Below are 19,605 nucleotides of genomic sequence, written 5' to 3' on the forward strand. Positions count from 1 at the left end.
TATAGTCTCATAAGTAGGTTAGCTATTATTACCGATTATTCTCCCCAATTGTAGTGATTTATGTTCTACGATTTTTTTGCCCTACAAAAAAGAATTATTTTTGTTCAAATTTTTATAAACAAACAATGACACTTCAAGAACTTCAAACACAAGTACAACAAACAAGGAGAGATATTTTGAGAATGGTACATGCCGTAAATAGTGGACACCCAGGTGGATCATTAGGTTGTGCAGAATATTTTGCTGCATTATACGGTAAAATCATGACTTACTCTACAGACTTCTCTATGGACGGAAAAGGAGAAGATTTATTCTTCTTATCAAACGGTCACATTTCACCAGTTTTCTACAGCACATTAGCTCGTTCAGGATTCTTCCCTGTTAGCGAATTAGCTACATTCAGAAAATTAGATTCTCGTTTACAAGGTCACCCAACAACACACGAAGGTTTACCTGGAATTCGTATCGCTTCTGGATCTTTAGGACAAGGTTTATCAGTTGCTTTAGGTGCTGCTCAAGCAAAAAAATTAAACAACGACGATAAATTAGTTTACACATTACATGGTGACGGTGAATTACAAGAAGGTCAAGTCTGGGAAGCTTTTATGTATGCTGCTGGTAAAAAAGTGGATAATGTAATTGCAACGATTGACTACAATGGTCGTCAAATTGATGGTGATATAGACCACGTTTTACCATTAGGAGATTTGAAAGCTAAATTAGAAGCTTTTGGATGGATTGTTTTAGAAGAAAAAGATGGAAATAACTTAGAAAAAGTAATTGCTATTTTAGAAGAAGCTAAAACATTAACAGGAAACGGAAAACCAGTTTCAATTTTATTACACACAGAAATGGGTAATGGAGTTGATTACATGATGGGAAGCCACTCTTGGCACGGAAAAGCGCCTAACGACGAGCAATTAGCTTCTGCATTAGAGCAAAATCCTGAAACTGAATTGACAGATTATTAATAATTTCAACACAATCAAAATACTATGAAAACGTTATTTTATTCTATACTTACGCTTTGTTCTTTAACAGCCTTTGGGCAGGAAAAAACATATTCTTTTGACAAAAAAGTATCGTATAAAATCAATTTACCAGAAGAATATCAGACTTATTTAGATGGTCAAAAAGATTTATTTTTTGTAACCTATATTTCTAAAGACGCTGTTTTAGGAACTTCGGAAGGAGGTCCTTATACTTCAGGAAGCTTTAATAAAGATGCTTTCTTTATCAACAACAGCAAGTTTTTCGAAGTATATGCCAATTCATTAGAAAATCAATTATCGATAAAAGCCCCTTATTATTACGAAGGTATATCGGATGATAGTTTAAAACCTTATTCAGATAACTTGTTCGAGAAATTTATTTCAGTTAAAAATCTAAATTCATCTACAACGATCAATGGATATAAGTGTAATGAATACGAATTAACATCTAAAACAGATTTCGAAACAAAATCTTCTACATTATGTGTTGATGAAAAAAATGCAATTAATAACGTTGCGATTATGTTTCCTCAAACAAAATTGAAAGGGCTTTTAATTAGATATGACGCAGGAGATTTTAATGGATTAACGATTCAAAATATTGCAAATTCTAACGTAAAAGTAACTTTTGATGAGAAAAAAGAAATCGAAAGTTTTACTAACGAATTGGCAAAAAAGAAACAAGAATACGATAACATGATGTCGTCTGTAGATACGGCTTATGCAGCCGAAGCAGTAGCTTATTCACCAGACAATCGTTACGAGGATCCTATTATTAATTATTACAATTATCAAACATCAGAAAGTGATAACGTAAATAGTCTTTTTGGAACTGTTGCTTCATTAAATTATAGCTTGATTTATAATGATAGTGATTATGATGGAAATCCTGATATAGAGCGTTCTAAAGCTTTGGCAACTGCGCAAGGTTCTACAAATCAATTGGTAAAACAATTCAAAAAGAATAAATTAGCAAACAAAAGCGAAGTAAAAGAATTAAATAACCTTTTCAAAACGTATTTCGATGATGCTAAAAAGTTTAAATTAACAGAAGTTTCAACAGATTATGATGAAGCGGCTGTAGCAGTAGATTCTGCTGTTGCTGCAACAGAAGTTAGTTTAGCCGAATATTATGATCCTTATACATCTGCTTACAAAACGACAGATATTAGCAAAATCGATTTGGCAATCGACAATCCAGACATTCAAGATTTCATGAAAGTTGCACCAGAACATTGCAAAAATTTGAAAGCTAAAATTCCGACTTTTACAGATAAAGATTTAGGAAATTTGGTTTACAATTACGCAGGACAAGTGTGCGATATGTACATTTATCAAAGCGGAAGTGTTGCTCTTTCGGGAACAATTGATGCAATAAGAAAAAGTGTTTTAGAAATCAATAACAAATATGATAAACTGAAAAAAGAAGACAAAGATAAGTTAACTACTTTCTTGAATTCTTTGGATTAATACTTATCAAATCAATTCGATAATGAAAAAATCAATCAGTTTTATATTAACGCTTTTTACATGTTTAACTTTCGCTCAAATGCAATCGTATAAATTCGAAAACGTTATTCAATATCGTATCAAAAGTGATTTCTATTCAGATTTTTTGGACATTTTATCAACCAAAGATTACAAAGCACATTTGATGATTACGCGAACACCGATGGGAAACTTCGCTTCATTAAAAGTAAACGACAATATGTATTCTGTTTACAGCGAAGAAGAAAATCCGAAGGTTTTTAAAATTGATTTCGAAGGCACAAAAGATTTATTAGGAAATTCTTTTTTAGCGACTAATAATCCAAGTTTAACAAATTCCGCAATCGGAAATAGTTATGTTGCGAATAGAACTGGTCAAAAAGAAACGATTCTAAATAAACAATGTGAAGTGTATAACATTTTCAGAAAAGATAATGACAACGACAATGGTACAGAAATTTGCATCGATACAAATTCTAACATCAACACCGTTCCGTTTATCAATTCTGAACTAAATTTGAAAGGCTTGATTTATCGAGTTGGACATAATATTGTGTTAGAAAATGTTGAAATCTTAGAAAATTGGATAAAAAAGAGCGCCGAAGAGGAAGAAGAAATTAATGTTTCGCCAAATGATTTTATTTATCAATTTGATGAAAAAACAGAAGTAGAAAAATACAAAAACGAATACAAAAAACAAAAACAATGATAGACTTAACATACACAGAAAAAAAAGATACACGTAGTGGATTCGGAGATGGATTGACAGAGTTAGGAAGAACAAATCCTAACGTTGTTGCATTGTGTGCTGACTTGATTGGTTCATTGAAAATGGATCAATTTATCAAAGAAAACCCAGAGCGTTTTTTCCAAATTGGTATTGCTGAAGCAAACATGATGGGAATTGCTGCAGGTTTGACAATTGGAGGTAAAATTCCTTTCACAGGAACTTTCGCTGAATTTTCTACAGCTCGTGTGTACGATCAAATTCGTCAATCTATCGCTTACTCTAACAAAAATGTAAAAATCGCTGCATCGCACGCTGGTTTAACGTTAGGAGAAGATGGTGCAACTCATCAAACATTAGAAGATATTGGTTTGATGAAAATGTTACCAGGAATGGTGGTTATCAATCCTTGTGATTACAATCAAACTAAAGCGGCTACAATTGCTGCAGCTGAATATGAAGGTCCTGTTTACTTACGTTTCGGTCGTCCTGCTGTTCCAGTTTTCACACCAGCTGACCAAAAATTTGAAATTGGTAAAGGTATCTTAATGAACGAAGGTTCTGATGTAACAATTGTTGCGACAGGTCACTTAGTTTGGGAATCTTTGGTTGCTGCTGCTGAGTTAGAAAAAGAAGGAATTTCTTGTGAGGTGATCAATATTCATACAATCAAACCATTGGATGAAGAAATTATCTTAAACTCTGTAAAGAAAACAGGAAAAATTGTAACAGCTGAAGAACATAATATTTTAGGTGGTTTAGGTGAATCTGTTGCAAGAGTTTTAGCTCAAAAATTACCAACAAAACAAGCTTTTGTTGCGGTTAATGATAAATTCGGTGAATCTGGAACACCTTCAGATTTAATGAAAAAATATGGAATCGATTCTACTGCTGTAATCGAGAAAGTAAAATCTTTACTTTAATTCCATCATAATATTAAAAAGGAGCTAAAAAATTTAGCTCCTTTTTTTATAGGTTAAATATAAAATAGGTTGGTTGAAAAAGCAAAACTGCTTTAATCCTATATATATTTTGCAAAATTAGTTTATATTACTAACTTAAAAAATACTCATTTAATGGTATTTTATTAACTTTTACTTGTAAGCATATGAAAAAAGCAAATCAAAAATCTATTACTGAATATGCAAGTATTGTAAAAAAACTATGGAGTGAAAATACAGATCGTAGAACCTTAAACGAAAAAAATGAGAGTTTTCAATCGATTAATGATTATTTACAAACTTTAAGAAGTCTTGCTCTTGGTGAATCTTTTATGTATTTCATCAATCCTAATTCTGCAACATTCGAATATGTTTCTCCTCAATGCGAAGATATTTTGGGTTATCTTCCTGACGAATATACAGCTGAATTATGTGTTCAAATGGTACATCCCGATGATTTGCAACATGTGATTGATATTCAGCAACGAATTGCAAATTTTAGTATGGAAATTGTCCCTGAAGAAAGAATGAATTATAAATTTACTTATGATTTTCGTGTGATAGATAAAAAAGGAGAAATTCATCAAATTCATTTGCAACATTTCTTTTACGAATTAAGTAAAAATTTTTTACCAAATCGAGTTTTTTGTTTAGCGACTGACATCACACAAATAAAGGTTGGAGGAAAGCCTATTATGCATATTTACAACATCAAAGATGGATTGAATAATCTTCTTAATTCAAAAACAAATTCATCTTTACAACTTACAAAAAAAGAAACGGAGATTATCGAATTTCTGATTAAAGGCTACACAAGTCAGGATATAGCAAACGCTATAGATTTAAGTAAACATACTATTGACACGCATCGAAGAAATATTTTGAAAAAGAACAACTGTTCTAATACTTCAGAATTATTTAGTCTTTACTTCAAAAAATAGAAAAAAGCAAGCCGATAAGCCGGGTTCTGTCACCTTAATAAATCAAGATGCTTTGTCATTTATCTAGTATTTTAGTTACCTAAAATATCAATCTGCCTACCCCCCAGCAACGAACGAGTAGCTCTTAACTGCTGGTATACATGGCATTGCTCCGCATAGAGTTTACCTGGTTTCACTACAGCCGAACTGTACATACTTTCTGTTGCACTTGTCCTCGCCTCTCGACGGACGGGCGTTACCCGCTATGCTTACTCTTTGGAGCCCGGACTTTCCTCTTCACATACATGAAGCGACAAAGTGGCTTGCTGAGCGCAAATGTACGGCAAAAGTTACCGAAATAAAAAAGGCTTGAACAAAAATGTTCAAGCCTTTCTATTATAGAAACTTAGAAATTATTCTGATTTTTCTTCTTTCGTTTTTCCTTTTACAGAAATTTTAACACCATCTTTTGCTTCATTTAAATCAAGAGTTAATTCATCTCCTTCACTAATTACAGCATTGATAATTTCTTCTGCCATTGGATCTTCGATGTATTTCTGAATAGCACGTTTCAACGGACGAGCTCCATAATCTTTATCAAATCCTTTGTCTGCGATAAAATTCTTCGCTTCCTCTGTTAATTCAATATGATAATTCAAAGCTATTAAACGCTCGATTAAACTTGCTAATTCAATATCGATGATTTTCATGATGTCTTCTTTTGTCAATGAATTAAAGAAAATAATATCATCAATACGATTCAAAAATTCTGGCGCGAAAGCACGTTTTAAAGCTGTTTCAATTGTTGATTTTGCGCGTTCATCAGCAGAATCTTTCTTAGATGAAGTTCCAAATCCAACACCATCTCCAAACTCTTTCAATTGTCTTGTACCAATGTTAGACGTTAAAATGATAATCGTATTACGGAAATCAACTTTACGACCTAAACTATCTGTTACATGACCATCATCCAAAATTTGTAACAAGATATTGAATACATCTGGATGCGCTTTCTCAATCTCATCTAACAAAATTACCGCATATGGTTTACGACGAACTGCTTCTGTCAATTGTCCACCTTCTTCGTAACCAACGTAGCCCGGAGGTGCTCCAACTAAGCGAGAAACGGCAAATTTCTCCATGTATTCTGACATATCGATACGAATTAACGCATCATTCGAATCAAAGATTTCTTTCGCCAAAACTTTCGCTAATTGTGTTTTACCAACACCCGTAGTTCCTAAAAAAATGAATGAACCAATTGGTTTGTTCGGATCTTTCAATCCTGCACGATTACGTTGAATTGCTTTTACAACTTTCGTTACCGCTTCATCTTGACCAATTACTTTTCCTTTCATTAACTCATTCATCTGAGCCAATTTTTTCAATTCTTTTTCAGCTACACGATGTACAGGAACGCCAGACATCAACGAAACAACTTCCGCTACATTTTCTTCTGTAACTGTTTCACGATTCTCTTTCGATTCTTGTACCCATTTTGCTTGCTCACGTTTCAAATCACTTTCTATTTGTTTCTCTGAATCACGTAAACGAGCAGCTTCTTCGTATTTTTGAGATTTTACAACTTTCGTTTTCTCTTCGCGAACTTCTTCTAATTTTGCTTCAAGATCTAAAATTTCTTGAGGAACTTTTATATTCTTGATATGCACGCGAGAACCCGCTTCATCTAAAGCATCAATCGCTTTATCTGGCAAGAAACGATCTGTAATATAACGTGTTGTCAAATTTACACAAGCTTGCAACGCTTCATCTGTATAATTTACATTATGATGCGCTTCATACTTATCTTTGATATTATGTAAAATCTGTAATGTTTCTTCTGGAGTTGTTGGTTCAACCATCACATTTTGAAAACGACGAACTAATGCACCATCTTTTTCAATATATTGACGATATTCGTCCAACGTTGTTGCTCCAATACATTGTAATTCACCACGCGCCAAAGCAGGTTTGAACATGTTAGAAGCGTCTAAAGAACCCGTAGCTCCTCCTGCTCCAACAATTGTATGTAACTCATCAATGAAAAGAATAATATCATCATTTTTCTCTAATTCATTCATGATTGCTTTCATACGCTCTTCAAATTGTCCACGATATTTAGTTCCAGCAACTAATGATGCTAAATCTAATGTTACCACACGTTTGTTGAACAATACGCGCGAAACTTTACGTTGTACAATTCTTAACGCTAAACCTTCTGCAATTGCAGATTTACCAACACCTGGCTCTCCAATTAACAATGGATTGTTCTTTTTACGACGAGAAAGAATTTGCGAAACACGTTCTATTTCTTTTTCGCGTCCAACTACAGGATCTAATTTTCCTTCTTGCGCAATCGCTGTCAAATCTCGTCCGAAATTATCTAAAACTGGTGTTTTACTTTTCGAAGTAGGTTTACTTGTAGATGCACGCTCAAAATCGTTATCAGAATCACCTCCATCAAAAGATGGATTTTCTGCACGAGGAGATTGAATTTCCTCATCTTGAAATTGAAATTTGAATTCCTCCTTTACTGTATTGTAATCAATATCCAACTTATTCATCAATTTTGTAATCGGATCGTTTTCATTACGAAGAATACACAATAATAAGTGAATTGTATTTACAGTCGGACTTTTAAACAATTTTGCTTCTAAGAATGTTGTTTTCAACGCTCTTTCAGCTTGTTTTGTCAAACTCAAATTTTTTATATTATTACCTGGAGTTTCTTTTGCTGGGTTTAGGTTTTCTATTTTTTGACGCATTTCGTCTAAATCGACATTCAATGCTTCTAAGACAGAAATGGCTTTCCCTTCACCGTCGCGAATAATCCCCAACAGAAGGTGTTCCGTTCCTATTTGGTCGTGGCCTAATCTCAACGCTTCTTCCTTACTATAAGAAATAACGTCTTTTACTTGTTGTGAGAAATTATCGTTCATTTTATTATTTAAGCTGTCTTTAACAAATATAATTATTCTGATAGACTATAGCATAAATTATGCCTATGTCCGAAATGATTTGATGATTCCTTAAAATAACGAATTATTGTCTATTAATTTCAAAATAGCTGACAATATTTCATATCAATTCTTAAAGAATTCATAATAATTTGAGAGATAGATGTCGTTGCTAAAAAATCGTACAAATCACCTTTTTTCATTTTCAAATCATCGTGAAGTTCTAAAATTTCTTCGGATTTTAAATCATTATTTTGATTAAAAATTTCATCAATTTCATTTCTTCTTTCAGGACTGTACAATGTCGACGAACACCATGTCACAATTTTTTCTTGCGAAATATCTTTTACGCTCAGTTTATTTTCATTCCAAAACAAAAGGTAAGCATTTTTAGTTAGTCTTTCAAAAACAAAAATTGTAAAAGGTGCGATTCCTGACAAATTTTCCGAATTAATAAACTCATTTACAGAATTATATTTCAATAAATCTAATAAGATAATTCCTCTACTTTCTCTGTATTTTTCTTTGAAATGCATTGGTTTTTCGATTCCTCCATTCAAAATACACGCAACATATTGTTCCGAATAAAAAATCCAAGTTCCATTTGCGCGCTCATCTACAGGCGAAAAATAAGTTTTATCAAAACGCTTTTGCTCCACAATCTCTTTAGAAGAAGAACGATTTATTTCCTCATCTCGGTTGTGCGTCAACACAAATTCATCCTCATTTCTGTAAAAACTGATTATACACATCTCATTTTTCAATTTAGTTCAAATGTAAAAATTTATCTTTGCAAAGAATTATGAGTATTCAGAAAACTATAGCGCATTCCTTTGATGAAATGAAATCGATTCTTTTGCAATTTGACGATCTGTCTTTTCAAAAGGAATTAGAAATCATTTCTGGTGCTTCTGTTGGTCAACATTTTCGTCATATTATCGAGTTTTATTCGTGCTTTTTACAAGCGCAAAAAAACAATTGTATTTGTTATGATGATAGAGAGCGAAATCGTGCTTTAGAAAATTCGGTTGTTGAAAGTTTGAATACGCTGAATCATCTAAAATCACAAATAGAACGTTTAGATTTAGAAAAAACAATTCAGCTAAAACAGAATTATTACGGAGAGAATTTCACAATTAATACCACAAATTATCGCGAATTAATGTATTGTTTTGATCATAGCATTCATCATTTTGCGTTGATTAAAATTGCGATCGAAACTCATTTTTCAACGATTAAAATTCCACAAAATTTTGGAATTGCATCTTCTACAATTGCTTTTCAAAATCAAGAAAAATGAATCCGAAAATAACAAAATGGACACGATACGAATTTTGGCCATTCTGGTTATTTTATGCGCCATTGACACCTTGGTACATTTATAAAATCTTTCAAACAGGCGCTCCAGCTTACTTTTGCTCGGCAAATCCTACAATGAAATGGGGCGGATTTATTGATTATTCTAAAATTGATTTACTCAATCAAATTGATAAAAATTATAAGCCAAAAACCATTTTTTTTGATGAATTTACAACACAAGAAATTCCGTTTAATTTTCCCTTTATTGCAAAACCAAATCTTGGTGAACGTGGAATTGGTGTAGAATTAATCAGAAATGAAATTGATTGGAAAAATTATTTAGAGCAAAATAATCGAGATTTAATTTTACAAGAATATATTCAATCAAACTTTGAGTTTGGTGTTTTCTATGTTAGATTACCAAAAGAAAAAAATGGTAAAATACTGTCGATAACAGCAAAAGATTTTTTGACGTTTACGGGTGATGGAAAATCAACTTTGAAAGAATTAATCGAACAAAATTTAAGAGCTTTTTACCGAAAAGATTATTTGTTTAAACGTTTACAAAACGAACTAAATTCAGTTCTTCAAAAAGATGAAAAATTATTGGTTGAACCAATAGGAAATCATAGTCGAGGAACAACTTTTTTAGATGGATCTTCTCTAAAAACGTCTAAATTAGAAGAAACTATAGATCAAATCGCACAAAAAATTGATGGTTTTTATTATGGTCGTATCGATTTGAAAGCAAAAAGTTTAGAAGATTTTCAGAACGGAAATTTTGTCATACTTGAAATTAATGGTGCAAATTCTGAAGCAACTCATATTTATGATCCGAATTTTAATTTGATAAAAGCTTATAAGGAAGTGATTAAGCATTTGAATTACCAACATAAAATTGCTGTTCAAAATCATCAATTAGGCGTGAAATGGACAGATTGGAAATTGCTTGCGAGAGAATTAATAAAACGCTATTAAACTTAATTTGACCAAAATTGGCAGATTTTCTGGAAAGGAATAAAGATTGAATGATGTTTTCAAAACCAATTTTATGAGTTATCCTTTTCCGAAGAAAACTATTATAATTCCTCTGCTACTGCTTATACCAATGTGGATTATCTTTTTGTTCCAACAAAACGGATACAATTTAAACGGTTGTTACGGCGTTATTCCGAGAACTTTCGTAGGATTGAAAGGAATTCTGCTCTCACCTTTATTTCATTCGGGTTGGAAACACATTATCAGTAATACCTTTCCGTTAGCATTTCTTAGCTTTATCGCACTATTGATGTACGATAGATTAGCTTATTATGTTATTTTTTTTGGTTGGATTTTATCAGGAATTATTCTTTGGATGATTGGAAATCCTCCTTTTTTAGATGATAATGTAAGTTGCCATATCGGAGCAAGTTCTATCGTTTATTTATTGGCTTCGTTCATATTTTTCAGTGGAATTATTAGAAAAGAACGCGGTTTAATGGCGATTTCATTAATCATTATTTTATTATACGGCGGAATGATTTGGGGAATGGTTCCTCAAGAAATTTTACCACAATTAAAAACAGATACAAGTAGTAATTCTATTTCTTGGGAAGGACATTTAAGTGGATTTATTTCGGGTGCATTTTTTGCTTATTTGTTTAGAAATATTGGTCCACAAAAAGAAGTTCCGAAATGGGATCAAGAAAATTATTATGATCCACAAGCCGAGCGTTTATGGGATATTTACCAAGAACAAGAACGTTTGAAAGCAGAATATCTTGAATCTTTGGATGAGAAAGATGATAAAAATATTGAACCAAATTATCAAACAAAAACCCCTGAAAATTAATTTTCAGGGGGTTTTATTTTTTCAAATTCTTCTTAGAAAGGCATTCCAGGAATGTTTGGTAAATTTTCTTGAGCTGTTTTTTTCGCTCTGTCAATTGCTTCTGTTTTTACTTGTTCCAACGCTTTGTTTAACGTCATCACTAACAAATCTTCAATTTCTTCTTTTTCCATTCCTTCAGCAAGTTCAATATCTTTTATTGTTGCTAATTTAGACATTGTAATTTTTACTTTTCCATCGTTAGAAGTCGTTGTAAAAATTTCTCCATCTAATTCATTTTTCAAATCAGAAAATTTATCTTTAAATGAATTGATTTTTCCCATCATTCCCATGATGTCTCCAAAATTTCTAAACATTTGTCTTTATCTTTAATAATTAGTTATTCGTGTAGTTTTTTCCACAATAAATCTTTCAATTCTGTGATTCCTTTTCCAGAAACAGACGAAATAAATATCGTATCAATATCAGTTGGTAATTGTGCTTTAATCTCAGCTTCCAATTCATCATCTAACATATCTGACTTAGAAATAGCTAAAATTCGTTCTTTATCTAACAATTCAGGATTGAATTTTTTCAATTCATTCAACAGAATTTCATATTCTTTTTTATAATCTTCTGTATCGGCAGGAATTAAAAATAATAAGTTAGAATTACGCTCAATATGACGCAAGAAACGATGTCCAAGACCTTTTCCTTCTGCCGCACCTTCGATAATTCCAGGAATATCTGCCATAATAAATGACTGATGATTACGGTATTCTACAATTCCCAAGTTAGGTGTTAACGTTGTAAATGCGTAATCTGCAATTTTTGGTTTAGCAGCCGAAACAGCTGATAATAAAGTAGATTTTCCTGCATTTGGAAAACCAACTAAACCAACATCTGCCAAAATTTTCAACTCCAATGTAACTTGACGCTCGTCACCATCCAAACCTGGCTGTGCATAACGAGGCGTTTGACGCGTTGCAGAACGGAAATGCCAGTTTCCTAGCCCCCCTTTTCCTCCTTGCGCAATAATTAATTCTTGCCCATTTTCTGTTACTTCGCCAATAATATTTCCTTCGTCATCTTTGGCAATTGTTCCGATCGGAACTTCCAAAATAATATCTTCACCGTCAGCACCAGTAGAACGAGATTTACCTCCACGTCCACCGTTTTGCGCACGGAAATGTCTTTTGAATCGAAATTCTAACAAGGTCCAAAGATTTGAGTTTCCAAGAAGCGTGATATTTCCTCCACGTCCACCATCTCCACCATCTGGTCCACCTTTGTCAATATATTTTTCGCGATGCAAACTTGCTGAACCCGCACCTCCATGTCCGGCTCTACAATTTATTTTTACGTAGTCAACAAAATTTGATTGCATAATTTTTCTCTTTTAATTAGTCTGCAAAAGTACAATTTCTAATTTGTTTATTAAAATCTTGTATTATCTATTTTGAATGAATAATTTATAATGACTCAGATTTTTATTTATATTTATTCAATTAATTAACACACTATCATGAATACTAAAAAAATTTGTCCGAATATACTGATGACTAACTTCTGAAAAAGCAAAAACAAACCAAAACAATGGTAATTACTTTTGGATGTTTGATGTTTTTGATTTCTATCTTCTTGGTATATTCAGCAATAAAATCAAAAAATTATGCATTAATTGCCGTTGCTTGCAGAACTTCAACTACTTTGATGCCTTTGGTCATAAGGCTTTCTATGATTAACAAAGAAATAAAATCGCGCCAAAAATAGATTCAATAGTATGAATAACGAACATTTACAACGATTACTTCCTTTTGGTTATATTTATTTAGTCATCATGGGAATTATTAAAGAATCTATTTTTTACTATCAATTGGATATTAATATTCTGAAATTTTCGAGCATTATGGATATCTTAATAAGTCCAATTTCTGAAATTACCGCACATCCTTTCCTACTAATCTTTTTTATTCTTCTTATTTTTCTACTTTATAGTTTTAAACAGTATTCATTGAAACATCCAGAGAAAAAATTCATTAAGAAATATTATAAGATTAAAGAAACTGATAACCTCACGAATGAAGAATTCACTAAGAAAATTAATCAAAATTCAATTGAATTCTTTTTTGTTATGCTGATTTGTTTCTTTTTAGGTTTTGGAATTGGTGGTGGTAATTTTTTATCAAAACGAATAAAAAATGGAGATTTAAAATTCGAAAAATATGGACAAACCTTAACTTTCAATTCTGGTGAGAAAAAAGAAATCTACCTTATCAATACCAATAGTCTCTACTATTTTTAAGTTGGAAAAGGTCAAAAAACTGTTGAAATTTCTCCAATTAGCACAATACAATCAATCACAAAAAATAAGTAATCAAAACATATTTTTATAATGAATAGGATTGATTAATTTTGTAGCATGTACAAACAATTCAAAAACATTTTATTTCAATTACAACCCGAAGATGCGCATCATTTCGTTACGCGAAATCTAAAAAATTATGCTGCATTTCCTGGAGTTGGAAAATTATTAGATAAATTTTATCAATACAATCATCCAAGTTTAGAACGAGAAGTTTTTGGAATTAAATTCAAAAATCCAATTGGTTTAGCTGCTGGTTTTGATAAAAATGCTGAATATATTGAAGAATTGAACCACTTCGGATTTGGCTTTATCGAAATTGGAACCGTTACACCAAAACCTCAACCAGGGAATGATGCGCCGCGTATGTTTCGTTTGGTAGAAGATGAAGCGATTATCAACCGAATGGGATTTAATAACAAAGGTGTTGATTTTGCTGTTTCGAAAATTAGAGAATTAAAAAATCGTGAAAACTATATTATTGGCGGAAATATTGGTAAAAACAAATTGACACCAAATGAAGATGCTGTTGACGATTACATCAAATGTTTCAATGCATTGTTTGATTATGTTGATTATTTTGTAGTCAATGTAAGTTCTCCAAACACACCTGGATTACGCGATTTACAAGAAAAAGAACCTTTATTGTACATTCTTAATTATTTGCAACAATACAATAATCAAAACGAAAAACCGAAACCAATTTTACTTAAAATCGCACCAGATTTAACAGATTCTCAATTGGACGATATTATAGATATTGTATTAGAATCTAAAATTGCTGGAGTGATTGCTACAAATACAACCATTTCAAGAGAAGGATTAAAATCTGATCCAGAAATTGTAAAAGAAACTGGTGGAGTTTCGGGAAAACCACTTAAAAATCGTTCAACAGAAGTGATTCGTTATCTTTCTGAAAAATCGAACAAAGCATTTCCTATCATTGGAGTTGGCGGAATTCATACAGCCGAAGATGCTAAAGAAAAACTGGAAGCTGGTGCAAGTTTGTTACAAGTTTATACAGGTTTTATTTATGAAGGTCCTGCTGTTGTAAAAAACATTTGTAAAGGCTTGGTTGAAGGAAAATAGAAAAGTCATTCTGATGTCGGTTCTTCATTTCACAAAAAGCTACATTCAGAAATGATAATAATAAAAAAATGCTCCTTTAATTAAAAGGAGCATTTTTAGTATTATGTAAAAGTTGTTCTTATAAAACTTCTTTAATTGCTGCGTTCAATTTTTCGGTAATATCTTCAATAGAACCTACTCCATCAATCTCAACCCATTTTCCTTGCGCTTTGTAGTGTTCTGCTACAATTGCAGTTTTCTCGTAATATTCTGTAATACGATCACGGATAATTTTTTCGTCCACATCATCAGCACGACCAGAAGTTTTTCCGCGTTCTAATAAACGTTGAACCAAAATTTCGTCATCCACAACTAATGCTAATGTAATCGAAACTTCGCTTTCGTATTTATCTGCTAAGATTTTATCTAAAGCTTCTGCTTGAGATGTTGTACGTGGATATCCATCAAAAATGTATCCTTGCGCATTTGGATTGTTATCTAAATGATCAACCAACATATTTGTTGTTACCTCATCTGGAACTAATTGTCCCTTGTCCATGTAAGATTTCACAAGAGCGCCTAATTCTGTTTCATTTTTAAGGTTGAAACGAAATAAGTCTCCAGTAGAAATTTGAGGAGTTTGGTACTTTTCTTCTAAAAATTTAGCTTGTGTTCCTTTACCACTGCCAGGAGGTCCGAACAATACAATGTTTAGCATTTTGTTTTAATGTTTTATTTGATAAATATCTGGTAAATTTCTTCCTAATCCGTCAAAATCTAATCCATAACCTACTACAAATTTATCAGGAATAGAAATTCCTACTAAATCTACTTTTAAATCTTTTTTGTAAGCATCTGGCTTAAATAATAAAGTTGCTACTTTTAATGATTTTACCTTTTTCTCTTTCAAGATTCGGTGCAACTCTACTAACGTATTACCTGTATCTACAATATCTTCTAAAATAATTACGTGACGTCCTTCAACATTCATCGGAATATCCATCTCAATAGTAATTTTCCCTGTTGATTCTGTTCCTTCGTAAGATTTTAATTTCAAGAACGAAATCTCACATTCTCCTTGATATTGTTTTAAGAAATCGCTGAAGAACATTACAACTCCGTTTAATACACCAACAAAAATCGGTCTTTCGTCTTTGTATTCTTCGTAAACTTCGTTTGCCATATTTTTGATGGCGTGTTCTATTTCTTCAAAAGCGATGTACGGAATAAATTTTTTACCGTGAATTTCTATTTCTTTCATTGTTTGAGATATTCAAATATATACTTTTTTTGATAAAGTTTAAAACATTTATCTATTTTATTAGATTGTCATTGAGAAAATGCGTGTTTCTGGCTCGTTATCTATCATTCTCTTATCGAATGTCATACACACATTTCGAACGTATGGACGTCCTTCTTCTTTTACGATCAAACCATTTTCTACAAATTCAATCAAATTATCGTCAACCATATCTTGTAACATAGTTTTGATACGATCTACATCATCAAATTTCATGTTATCATCAGCCCAAGAAGTTTCTAAATTACACATTAAATTTAGAATATGACGACGCATAATCAAATCTTCTTCTGATAATATATGTCCTTTGAAAACGGATAATTCTCCGTTATTGATTGATTTTTCGTACTCTTCTACTGTCTTCTCGTTTTGTGCAAAACTATACCAAGAATCACTGATAGAAGAAACTCCTAAACCAACCATTAATTGTGTTTTCGAAGAAGAATATCCCATAAAATTACGATGTAATGTATGGTTTTTCATCGATTGATACATCGAGTCTTGTTCTAAGGCAAAATGATCCATTCCAACTTCGAAATAGTTCATTTCCTCGAACATTTTCTTTCCTTCTTCATATAATGCACGTTTCAATTCTGGTGAAGGCAAATCATCGTCCTGAAAACCACGTTGTCCAACACCTTTTATCCACGGCACATGCGCATAACTGTAAAACGAAATACGATCTGGATTTAATTCTTTTGTCAAATTAATAGTTTCCATCATTCCTTCCATTGTTTGATGTGGAAGACCAAAAATCAAATCGTGAGAAATCGATGTAAAACCAATTTCGCGCGCTTCTTCGGTTGCTCTTTTCACATTCTCGAAAGGTTGAACACGATTGATCGCTTCCTGAACTTTCAGATCATAATCTTGTACACCATACGAAATACGTCTAAAACCTAAATCGTATAAAGCCTGTAAATGTTCTCTTGTTGTGTTATTTGGATGACCTTCTAAACTAAATTCGTGTCCTTCAGCTACATCCGCATATTCAAAAATACCATCAATTAATTTCTTCAAATTTTCTGGAGAAAAAAACGTTGGTGTTCCTCCTCCTAAATGAATTTCTTTAATTTTTGGTCGAGATGAAAATAAATCCACATATAATCTCCATTCTTTCAAAACTGTATCAATATACGGAACTTCTACCGAATGTTGTTTCGTAATACGTTTGTTACATGCACAAAACGTACACAACGACTCGCAATAAGGTAAATGAATATAAATTGATATTCCTTCTTCTACATTACTTTCATCGAAAGATCGTTGAAAAGTTTCAATCCAACCTTGTTTAGTAAAATCATCATTGTCCCAAAACGGAACAGTTGGATAACTTGTGTAACGAGGTCCTGGAATATTATATTTCTGAATTAAATTATCCATTATCTAAAAAAATTAAAAATACTTAATCAACTTGACTAAGTATTATTTAATAAATTTTCTTTAAAAATTATTTTTATAGAATTGCCTGACGAACTCTAACTAATTTAGTTAATAAGTCTTCTAACAAATCTAATTGTAACATGTTTGCACCGTCACTTTTTGCATTTTTAGGATCTGGATGCGTTTCGATAAAAATACCATCAGCACCAACAGCAATTCCAGCTTTAGCAATCGTTTCGATTAATTCTGGCTTTCCTCCTGTTACACCTGAAGCCTGATTTGGTTGTTGTAAAGAATGTGTGATATCTAAAATAACTGGTGCATAATTTTGCATCACAGGAATTCCACGATAATCTACCACTAAATCTCCGTAACCTAACATTGTTCCACGCTCGATAATTGCTACATTATTATTACCAGAATCTGTTACTTTTTCTACAGGAAATTTCATTGCTTCTGGCGAAAGAAATTGACCTTTTTTCAACGTAACATGTTTTCCAGTTTGTGCAGCTGCAACCACTAAATCGGTTTGACGAACCAAGAAAGCAGGAATTTGTAGCACATCTACATAAGCCGCCGCCATTTCTGCATGAAAAGGTTCGTGAATATCTGTAGTTGTTGGAACATCAAAAGTTTCTCCAACTTTTTGAATAATTTTCAATGCTTTTTCATCTCCAATCCCTGTAAAACTATCAATACGAGAACGATTTGCTTTTTTGAAAGATCCTTTAAAAACATAAGGAATCTCTAATTTATCAGTAATTGTTACTACTTTTTCAGCAATTCTCAAAGCCATATCTTCACTTTCGATGGCACATGGACCAGCAAGTAAAAAGAAGTTTGGCGAATCTTTGTGTTTTATCTTTGATAAAGTTTCTATCATTGTGCAAATTTACACAAAGTTATCGACTTATTTTTCATAATTTTGCCTATACTTTATCATTCTTATTTATCGTTTTATGGATTTTTTATCTAACATTGGTATAGCTGATATTTTTGGCTATCTTGCTTCAGTCTTTATTGTACTAGCATTCTTTTTTTCGAAGATTACAATTATCCGCATTATCAATGCAATTGGTTGTGTATGTTTTGTAATTTATGCTGCTATGATCGAGGCTTGGCCAGTCCTTATTCCAAATGCGATTTTATTTTTAGTTCAGGCGTATTATATCATCTTCAAACCTGGAAAATAATCTTCAAAAACCATAAAATTGAAAATCCTATCTGCTGTACTAAATAATATTGAAACGGATCAAAGATTAGATAAAGTTTGCCATTCTTTGTTAAAATTTGGATACGATGTAGAATTGATTGGCGCGACTATAAACGGTAGACCGAAATTGAATAAACCGTACAAGACATTTTTGATGGAACAAAAGAATCAATCAACAATGAAAAAGTATGCTGAATTCAATTACAAATTATTTTTCACTTTACTTAAAAAAGCGGATAAACAAACTATTTTACTAGCGAATGATTTAGATAGCTTACTTCCTTTTTATTTGGTAAGTAAAATCAAAAAAATTCCTTTAGTTTTTGATAGTCACGAAATTTATTCAGAATTGCCATCATTACACAATCGTCCTAAAACAAAAAAAGTTTGGAAAACTTTAGAACGTTCTCTTGTTCCAAAAATCAAGTATTTTTATACCGTAAGTGATGGATATGCCAATTGGTTTCGCAAGGAATATGGTGCTAATCCGGCTGTGATTAGAAATGTTCCCAACCGAACAAAACTTAACGATAAACAAGATTTAATTTTCTTTCGCTTACCCGAAAATCCAACAAACGATAAAATATTATTGTATCAAGGCGCAATTAACATGAGTCGAGGAATTGACAGAATGATTGAAGCGTTCAAACACATTGATAATTGTCAATTTTGGATTGCTGGCGAAGGGCCTAAAAAAACTGAATACGAACAATTGGTAAAAGATTTAGACTTAACTAATCGCATTCATTTTTTAGGAAATATTCCCCCAAAAACTTTAAAAACTATAACACCTTTAGCTGATGTAGGAATGAGTATGGAAGAAGATTTAGGATTAAGCTATCGCTACGCTCTACCGAATAAATTATTTGACTTTATTCAAGCTAGAGTACCAATTTTAGCAACAAATTTACCAGAAATAAAAAAAATAGTCGAAGAGTATAAAGTTGGAAAAGTGATTGACAACCACTATCCAAAACATTTGGCTGAAAAACTACAAGAAATCTTAGACGAAGGAAAAAGAAGTTACCAAGAAAATCTTGCAAATGCTGCAAACGAACTTTGTTGGGAAAATGAAGAATTGAAATTGAAGGAGATTTTTGAAAAAATAAAAAAGTAGATTAAATTTTAATCTACTTTTTTATTTT

Annotated in this window: 20 protein-coding genes and 1 other RNA gene; 12 read left to right on the plus strand and 9 right to left on the minus strand. The window is 32.1% G+C overall.

The window, feature by feature from the left end:
- The first annotated feature begins 125 nt into the window (after nt 1-125).
- The 5 genes from B2X73_RS07960 to B2X73_RS07980 all read left to right on the plus strand — a co-directional run bounded on the left by B2X73_RS07960 (nt 126) and on the right by B2X73_RS07980 (nt 5,089).
- Nucleotides 126-971, plus strand: coding sequence for a transketolase (locus B2X73_RS07960; RefSeq protein ID WP_291096176.1), 846 nt, complete (start codon nt 126-128; stop codon nt 969-971).
- Nucleotides 972-995: 24 nt separating this feature from the next.
- Nucleotides 996-2,462, plus strand: a complete 1,467-nt coding sequence (locus B2X73_RS07965; protein ID WP_219033689.1) for a hypothetical protein — start codon at nt 996-998, stop codon at nt 2,460-2,462.
- A 22-nt stretch (nt 2,463-2,484) separates the two neighbouring features.
- Nucleotides 2,485-3,189: a hypothetical protein gene (locus B2X73_RS07970; RefSeq protein WP_180905074.1), complete on the plus strand. Its 705-nt coding sequence runs from the start codon at nt 2,485-2,487 to the stop codon at nt 3,187-3,189.
- A complete protein-coding gene (locus B2X73_RS07975; protein WP_180906861.1) occupies nt 3,189-4,130 on the plus strand; it encodes a transketolase family protein in 942 nt (313 codons plus the stop codon). The genes B2X73_RS07970 and B2X73_RS07975 overlap by 1 nt, the downstream gene beginning before the upstream one ends.
- 185 nt (nt 4,131-4,315) lie before the next feature.
- Nucleotides 4,316-5,089 carry a LuxR C-terminal-related transcriptional regulator gene (locus B2X73_RS07980; protein WP_219033690.1) on the plus strand — a complete coding sequence of 258 codons (774 nt, stop codon included), beginning with the start codon at nt 4,316-4,318 and terminating at the stop codon, nt 5,087-5,089.
- On the opposite strand, the gene rnpB is transcribed toward B2X73_RS07980, so the two are convergent.
- The 3 genes from rnpB to B2X73_RS07995 all read right to left on the minus strand — a co-directional run bounded on the left by rnpB (nt 5,089) and on the right by B2X73_RS07995 (nt 8,777).
- An RNA gene (rnpB, locus tag B2X73_RS07985) (RNase P RNA component class A) lies at nt 5,089-5,398 on the minus strand. The two genes, B2X73_RS07980 and rnpB, sit on opposite strands and share 1 nt — an antisense overlap.
- Nucleotides 5,399-5,481: 83 nt before the next feature.
- Nucleotides 5,482-8,007: an ATP-dependent Clp protease ATP-binding subunit gene (locus B2X73_RS07990; protein ID WP_286494732.1), complete on the minus strand. Its 2,526-nt coding sequence runs from the start codon at nt 8,005-8,007 to the stop codon at nt 5,482-5,484.
- Between the two features lie 119 nt (nt 8,008-8,126).
- Entirely contained in the window at nt 8,127-8,777 is a 651-nt protein-coding gene (locus B2X73_RS07995) for an NRDE family protein (protein ID WP_115001619.1), read from the minus strand.
- A gap of 50 nt (nt 8,778-8,827) precedes the next feature.
- Here B2X73_RS07995 and B2X73_RS08000 point away from each other — a divergent pair, with 50 nt between their 5' ends.
- The 3 genes from B2X73_RS08000 to B2X73_RS08010 all read left to right on the plus strand — a co-directional run bounded on the left by B2X73_RS08000 (nt 8,828) and on the right by B2X73_RS08010 (nt 11,155).
- Complete coding sequence (locus tag B2X73_RS08000) at nt 8,828-9,325, plus strand: hypothetical protein (RefSeq protein WP_125350525.1); 498 nt, start codon at nt 8,828-8,830, stop codon at nt 9,323-9,325.
- Complete coding sequence (locus tag B2X73_RS08005) at nt 9,322-10,302, plus strand: hypothetical protein (protein WP_125350526.1); 981 nt, start codon at nt 9,322-9,324, stop codon at nt 10,300-10,302. The genes B2X73_RS08000 and B2X73_RS08005 overlap by 4 nt, the downstream gene beginning before the upstream one ends.
- A 73-nt stretch (nt 10,303-10,375) precedes the next feature.
- Nucleotides 10,376-11,155: a rhomboid family intramembrane serine protease gene (locus tag B2X73_RS08010; RefSeq protein ID WP_260392035.1), complete on the plus strand. Its 780-nt coding sequence runs from the start codon at nt 10,376-10,378 to the stop codon at nt 11,153-11,155.
- 32 nt (nt 11,156-11,187) lie between these two features.
- On the opposite strand, the gene B2X73_RS08015 is transcribed toward B2X73_RS08010, so the two are convergent.
- Both B2X73_RS08015 and obgE read right to left on the minus strand, forming a co-directional pair.
- Nucleotides 11,188-11,508, minus strand: coding sequence for a YbaB/EbfC family nucleoid-associated protein (locus B2X73_RS08015; RefSeq protein WP_291060570.1), 321 nt, complete (start codon nt 11,506-11,508; stop codon nt 11,188-11,190).
- Nucleotides 11,509-11,531: 23 nt separating this feature from the next.
- Complete coding sequence (gene obgE / locus B2X73_RS08020; RefSeq protein ID WP_115001628.1) at nt 11,532-12,518, minus strand: GTPase ObgE; 987 nt, start codon at nt 12,516-12,518, stop codon at nt 11,532-11,534.
- 396 nt (nt 12,519-12,914) lie between these two features.
- On the opposite strand from obgE, the gene B2X73_RS08025 reads away from it, so the two are divergent.
- Together B2X73_RS08025 and B2X73_RS08030 are read left to right on the plus strand one after the other, a co-directional pair.
- Entirely contained in the window at nt 12,915-13,436 is a 522-nt protein-coding gene (locus B2X73_RS08025) for a hypothetical protein (RefSeq protein WP_291052573.1), read from the plus strand.
- A gap of 117 nt (nt 13,437-13,553) precedes the next feature.
- The gene (locus tag B2X73_RS08030; protein ID WP_291052576.1) at nt 13,554-14,585 is read left to right on the plus strand and encodes a quinone-dependent dihydroorotate dehydrogenase; all 1,032 of its coding nucleotides are present in this window, start codon (nt 13,554-13,556) and stop codon (nt 14,583-14,585) included.
- A 118-nt stretch (nt 14,586-14,703) separates the two neighbouring features.
- Here B2X73_RS08030 and B2X73_RS08035 read toward each other — a convergent pair whose 3' ends face one another.
- The 4 genes from B2X73_RS08035 to kdsA form a co-directional block, all read right to left on the minus strand.
- On the minus strand, nt 14,704-15,282 hold the full coding sequence (locus B2X73_RS08035; protein ID WP_125350758.1) for an adenylate kinase: 579 nt from the start codon (nt 15,280-15,282) through the stop codon (nt 14,704-14,706).
- A 6-nt stretch (nt 15,283-15,288) separates the two neighbouring features.
- Nucleotides 15,289-15,825 carry a hypoxanthine phosphoribosyltransferase gene (gene hpt, locus B2X73_RS08040; protein WP_038333090.1) on the minus strand — a complete coding sequence of 179 codons (537 nt, stop codon included), beginning with the start codon at nt 15,823-15,825 and terminating at the stop codon, nt 15,289-15,291.
- A gap of 60 nt (nt 15,826-15,885) precedes the next feature.
- On the minus strand, nt 15,886-17,247 hold the full coding sequence (hemN, locus tag B2X73_RS08045; RefSeq protein ID WP_115001634.1) for an oxygen-independent coproporphyrinogen III oxidase: 1,362 nt from the start codon (nt 17,245-17,247) through the stop codon (nt 15,886-15,888).
- 73 nt (nt 17,248-17,320) lie between these two features.
- Nucleotides 17,321-18,130 (minus strand): 3-deoxy-8-phosphooctulonate synthase, encoded by an 810-nt coding sequence (gene kdsA, locus B2X73_RS08050; protein WP_115001635.1) that lies wholly within the window; start codon nt 18,128-18,130, stop codon nt 17,321-17,323.
- Nucleotides 18,131-18,206: 76 nt separating this feature from the next.
- On the opposite strand from kdsA, the gene B2X73_RS08055 reads away from it, so the two are divergent.
- Nucleotides 18,207-18,440 carry a uroporphyrinogen decarboxylase gene (locus B2X73_RS08055; protein ID WP_115001637.1) on the plus strand — a complete coding sequence of 78 codons (234 nt, stop codon included), beginning with the start codon at nt 18,207-18,209 and terminating at the stop codon, nt 18,438-18,440.
- Between the two features lie 18 nt (nt 18,441-18,458).
- Nucleotides 18,459-19,577 (plus strand): glycosyltransferase, encoded by a 1,119-nt coding sequence (locus B2X73_RS08060; protein WP_115001639.1) that lies wholly within the window; start codon nt 18,459-18,461, stop codon nt 19,575-19,577.
- Nucleotides 19,578-19,605: the final 28 nt, after the last annotated feature.

It is taken from the genome of Empedobacter sp. UBA7252, from assembly GCF_002472765.1.
Classification (GTDB): Bacteria; Bacteroidota; Bacteroidia; order Flavobacteriales; family Weeksellaceae; genus Empedobacter; species Empedobacter falsenii_B.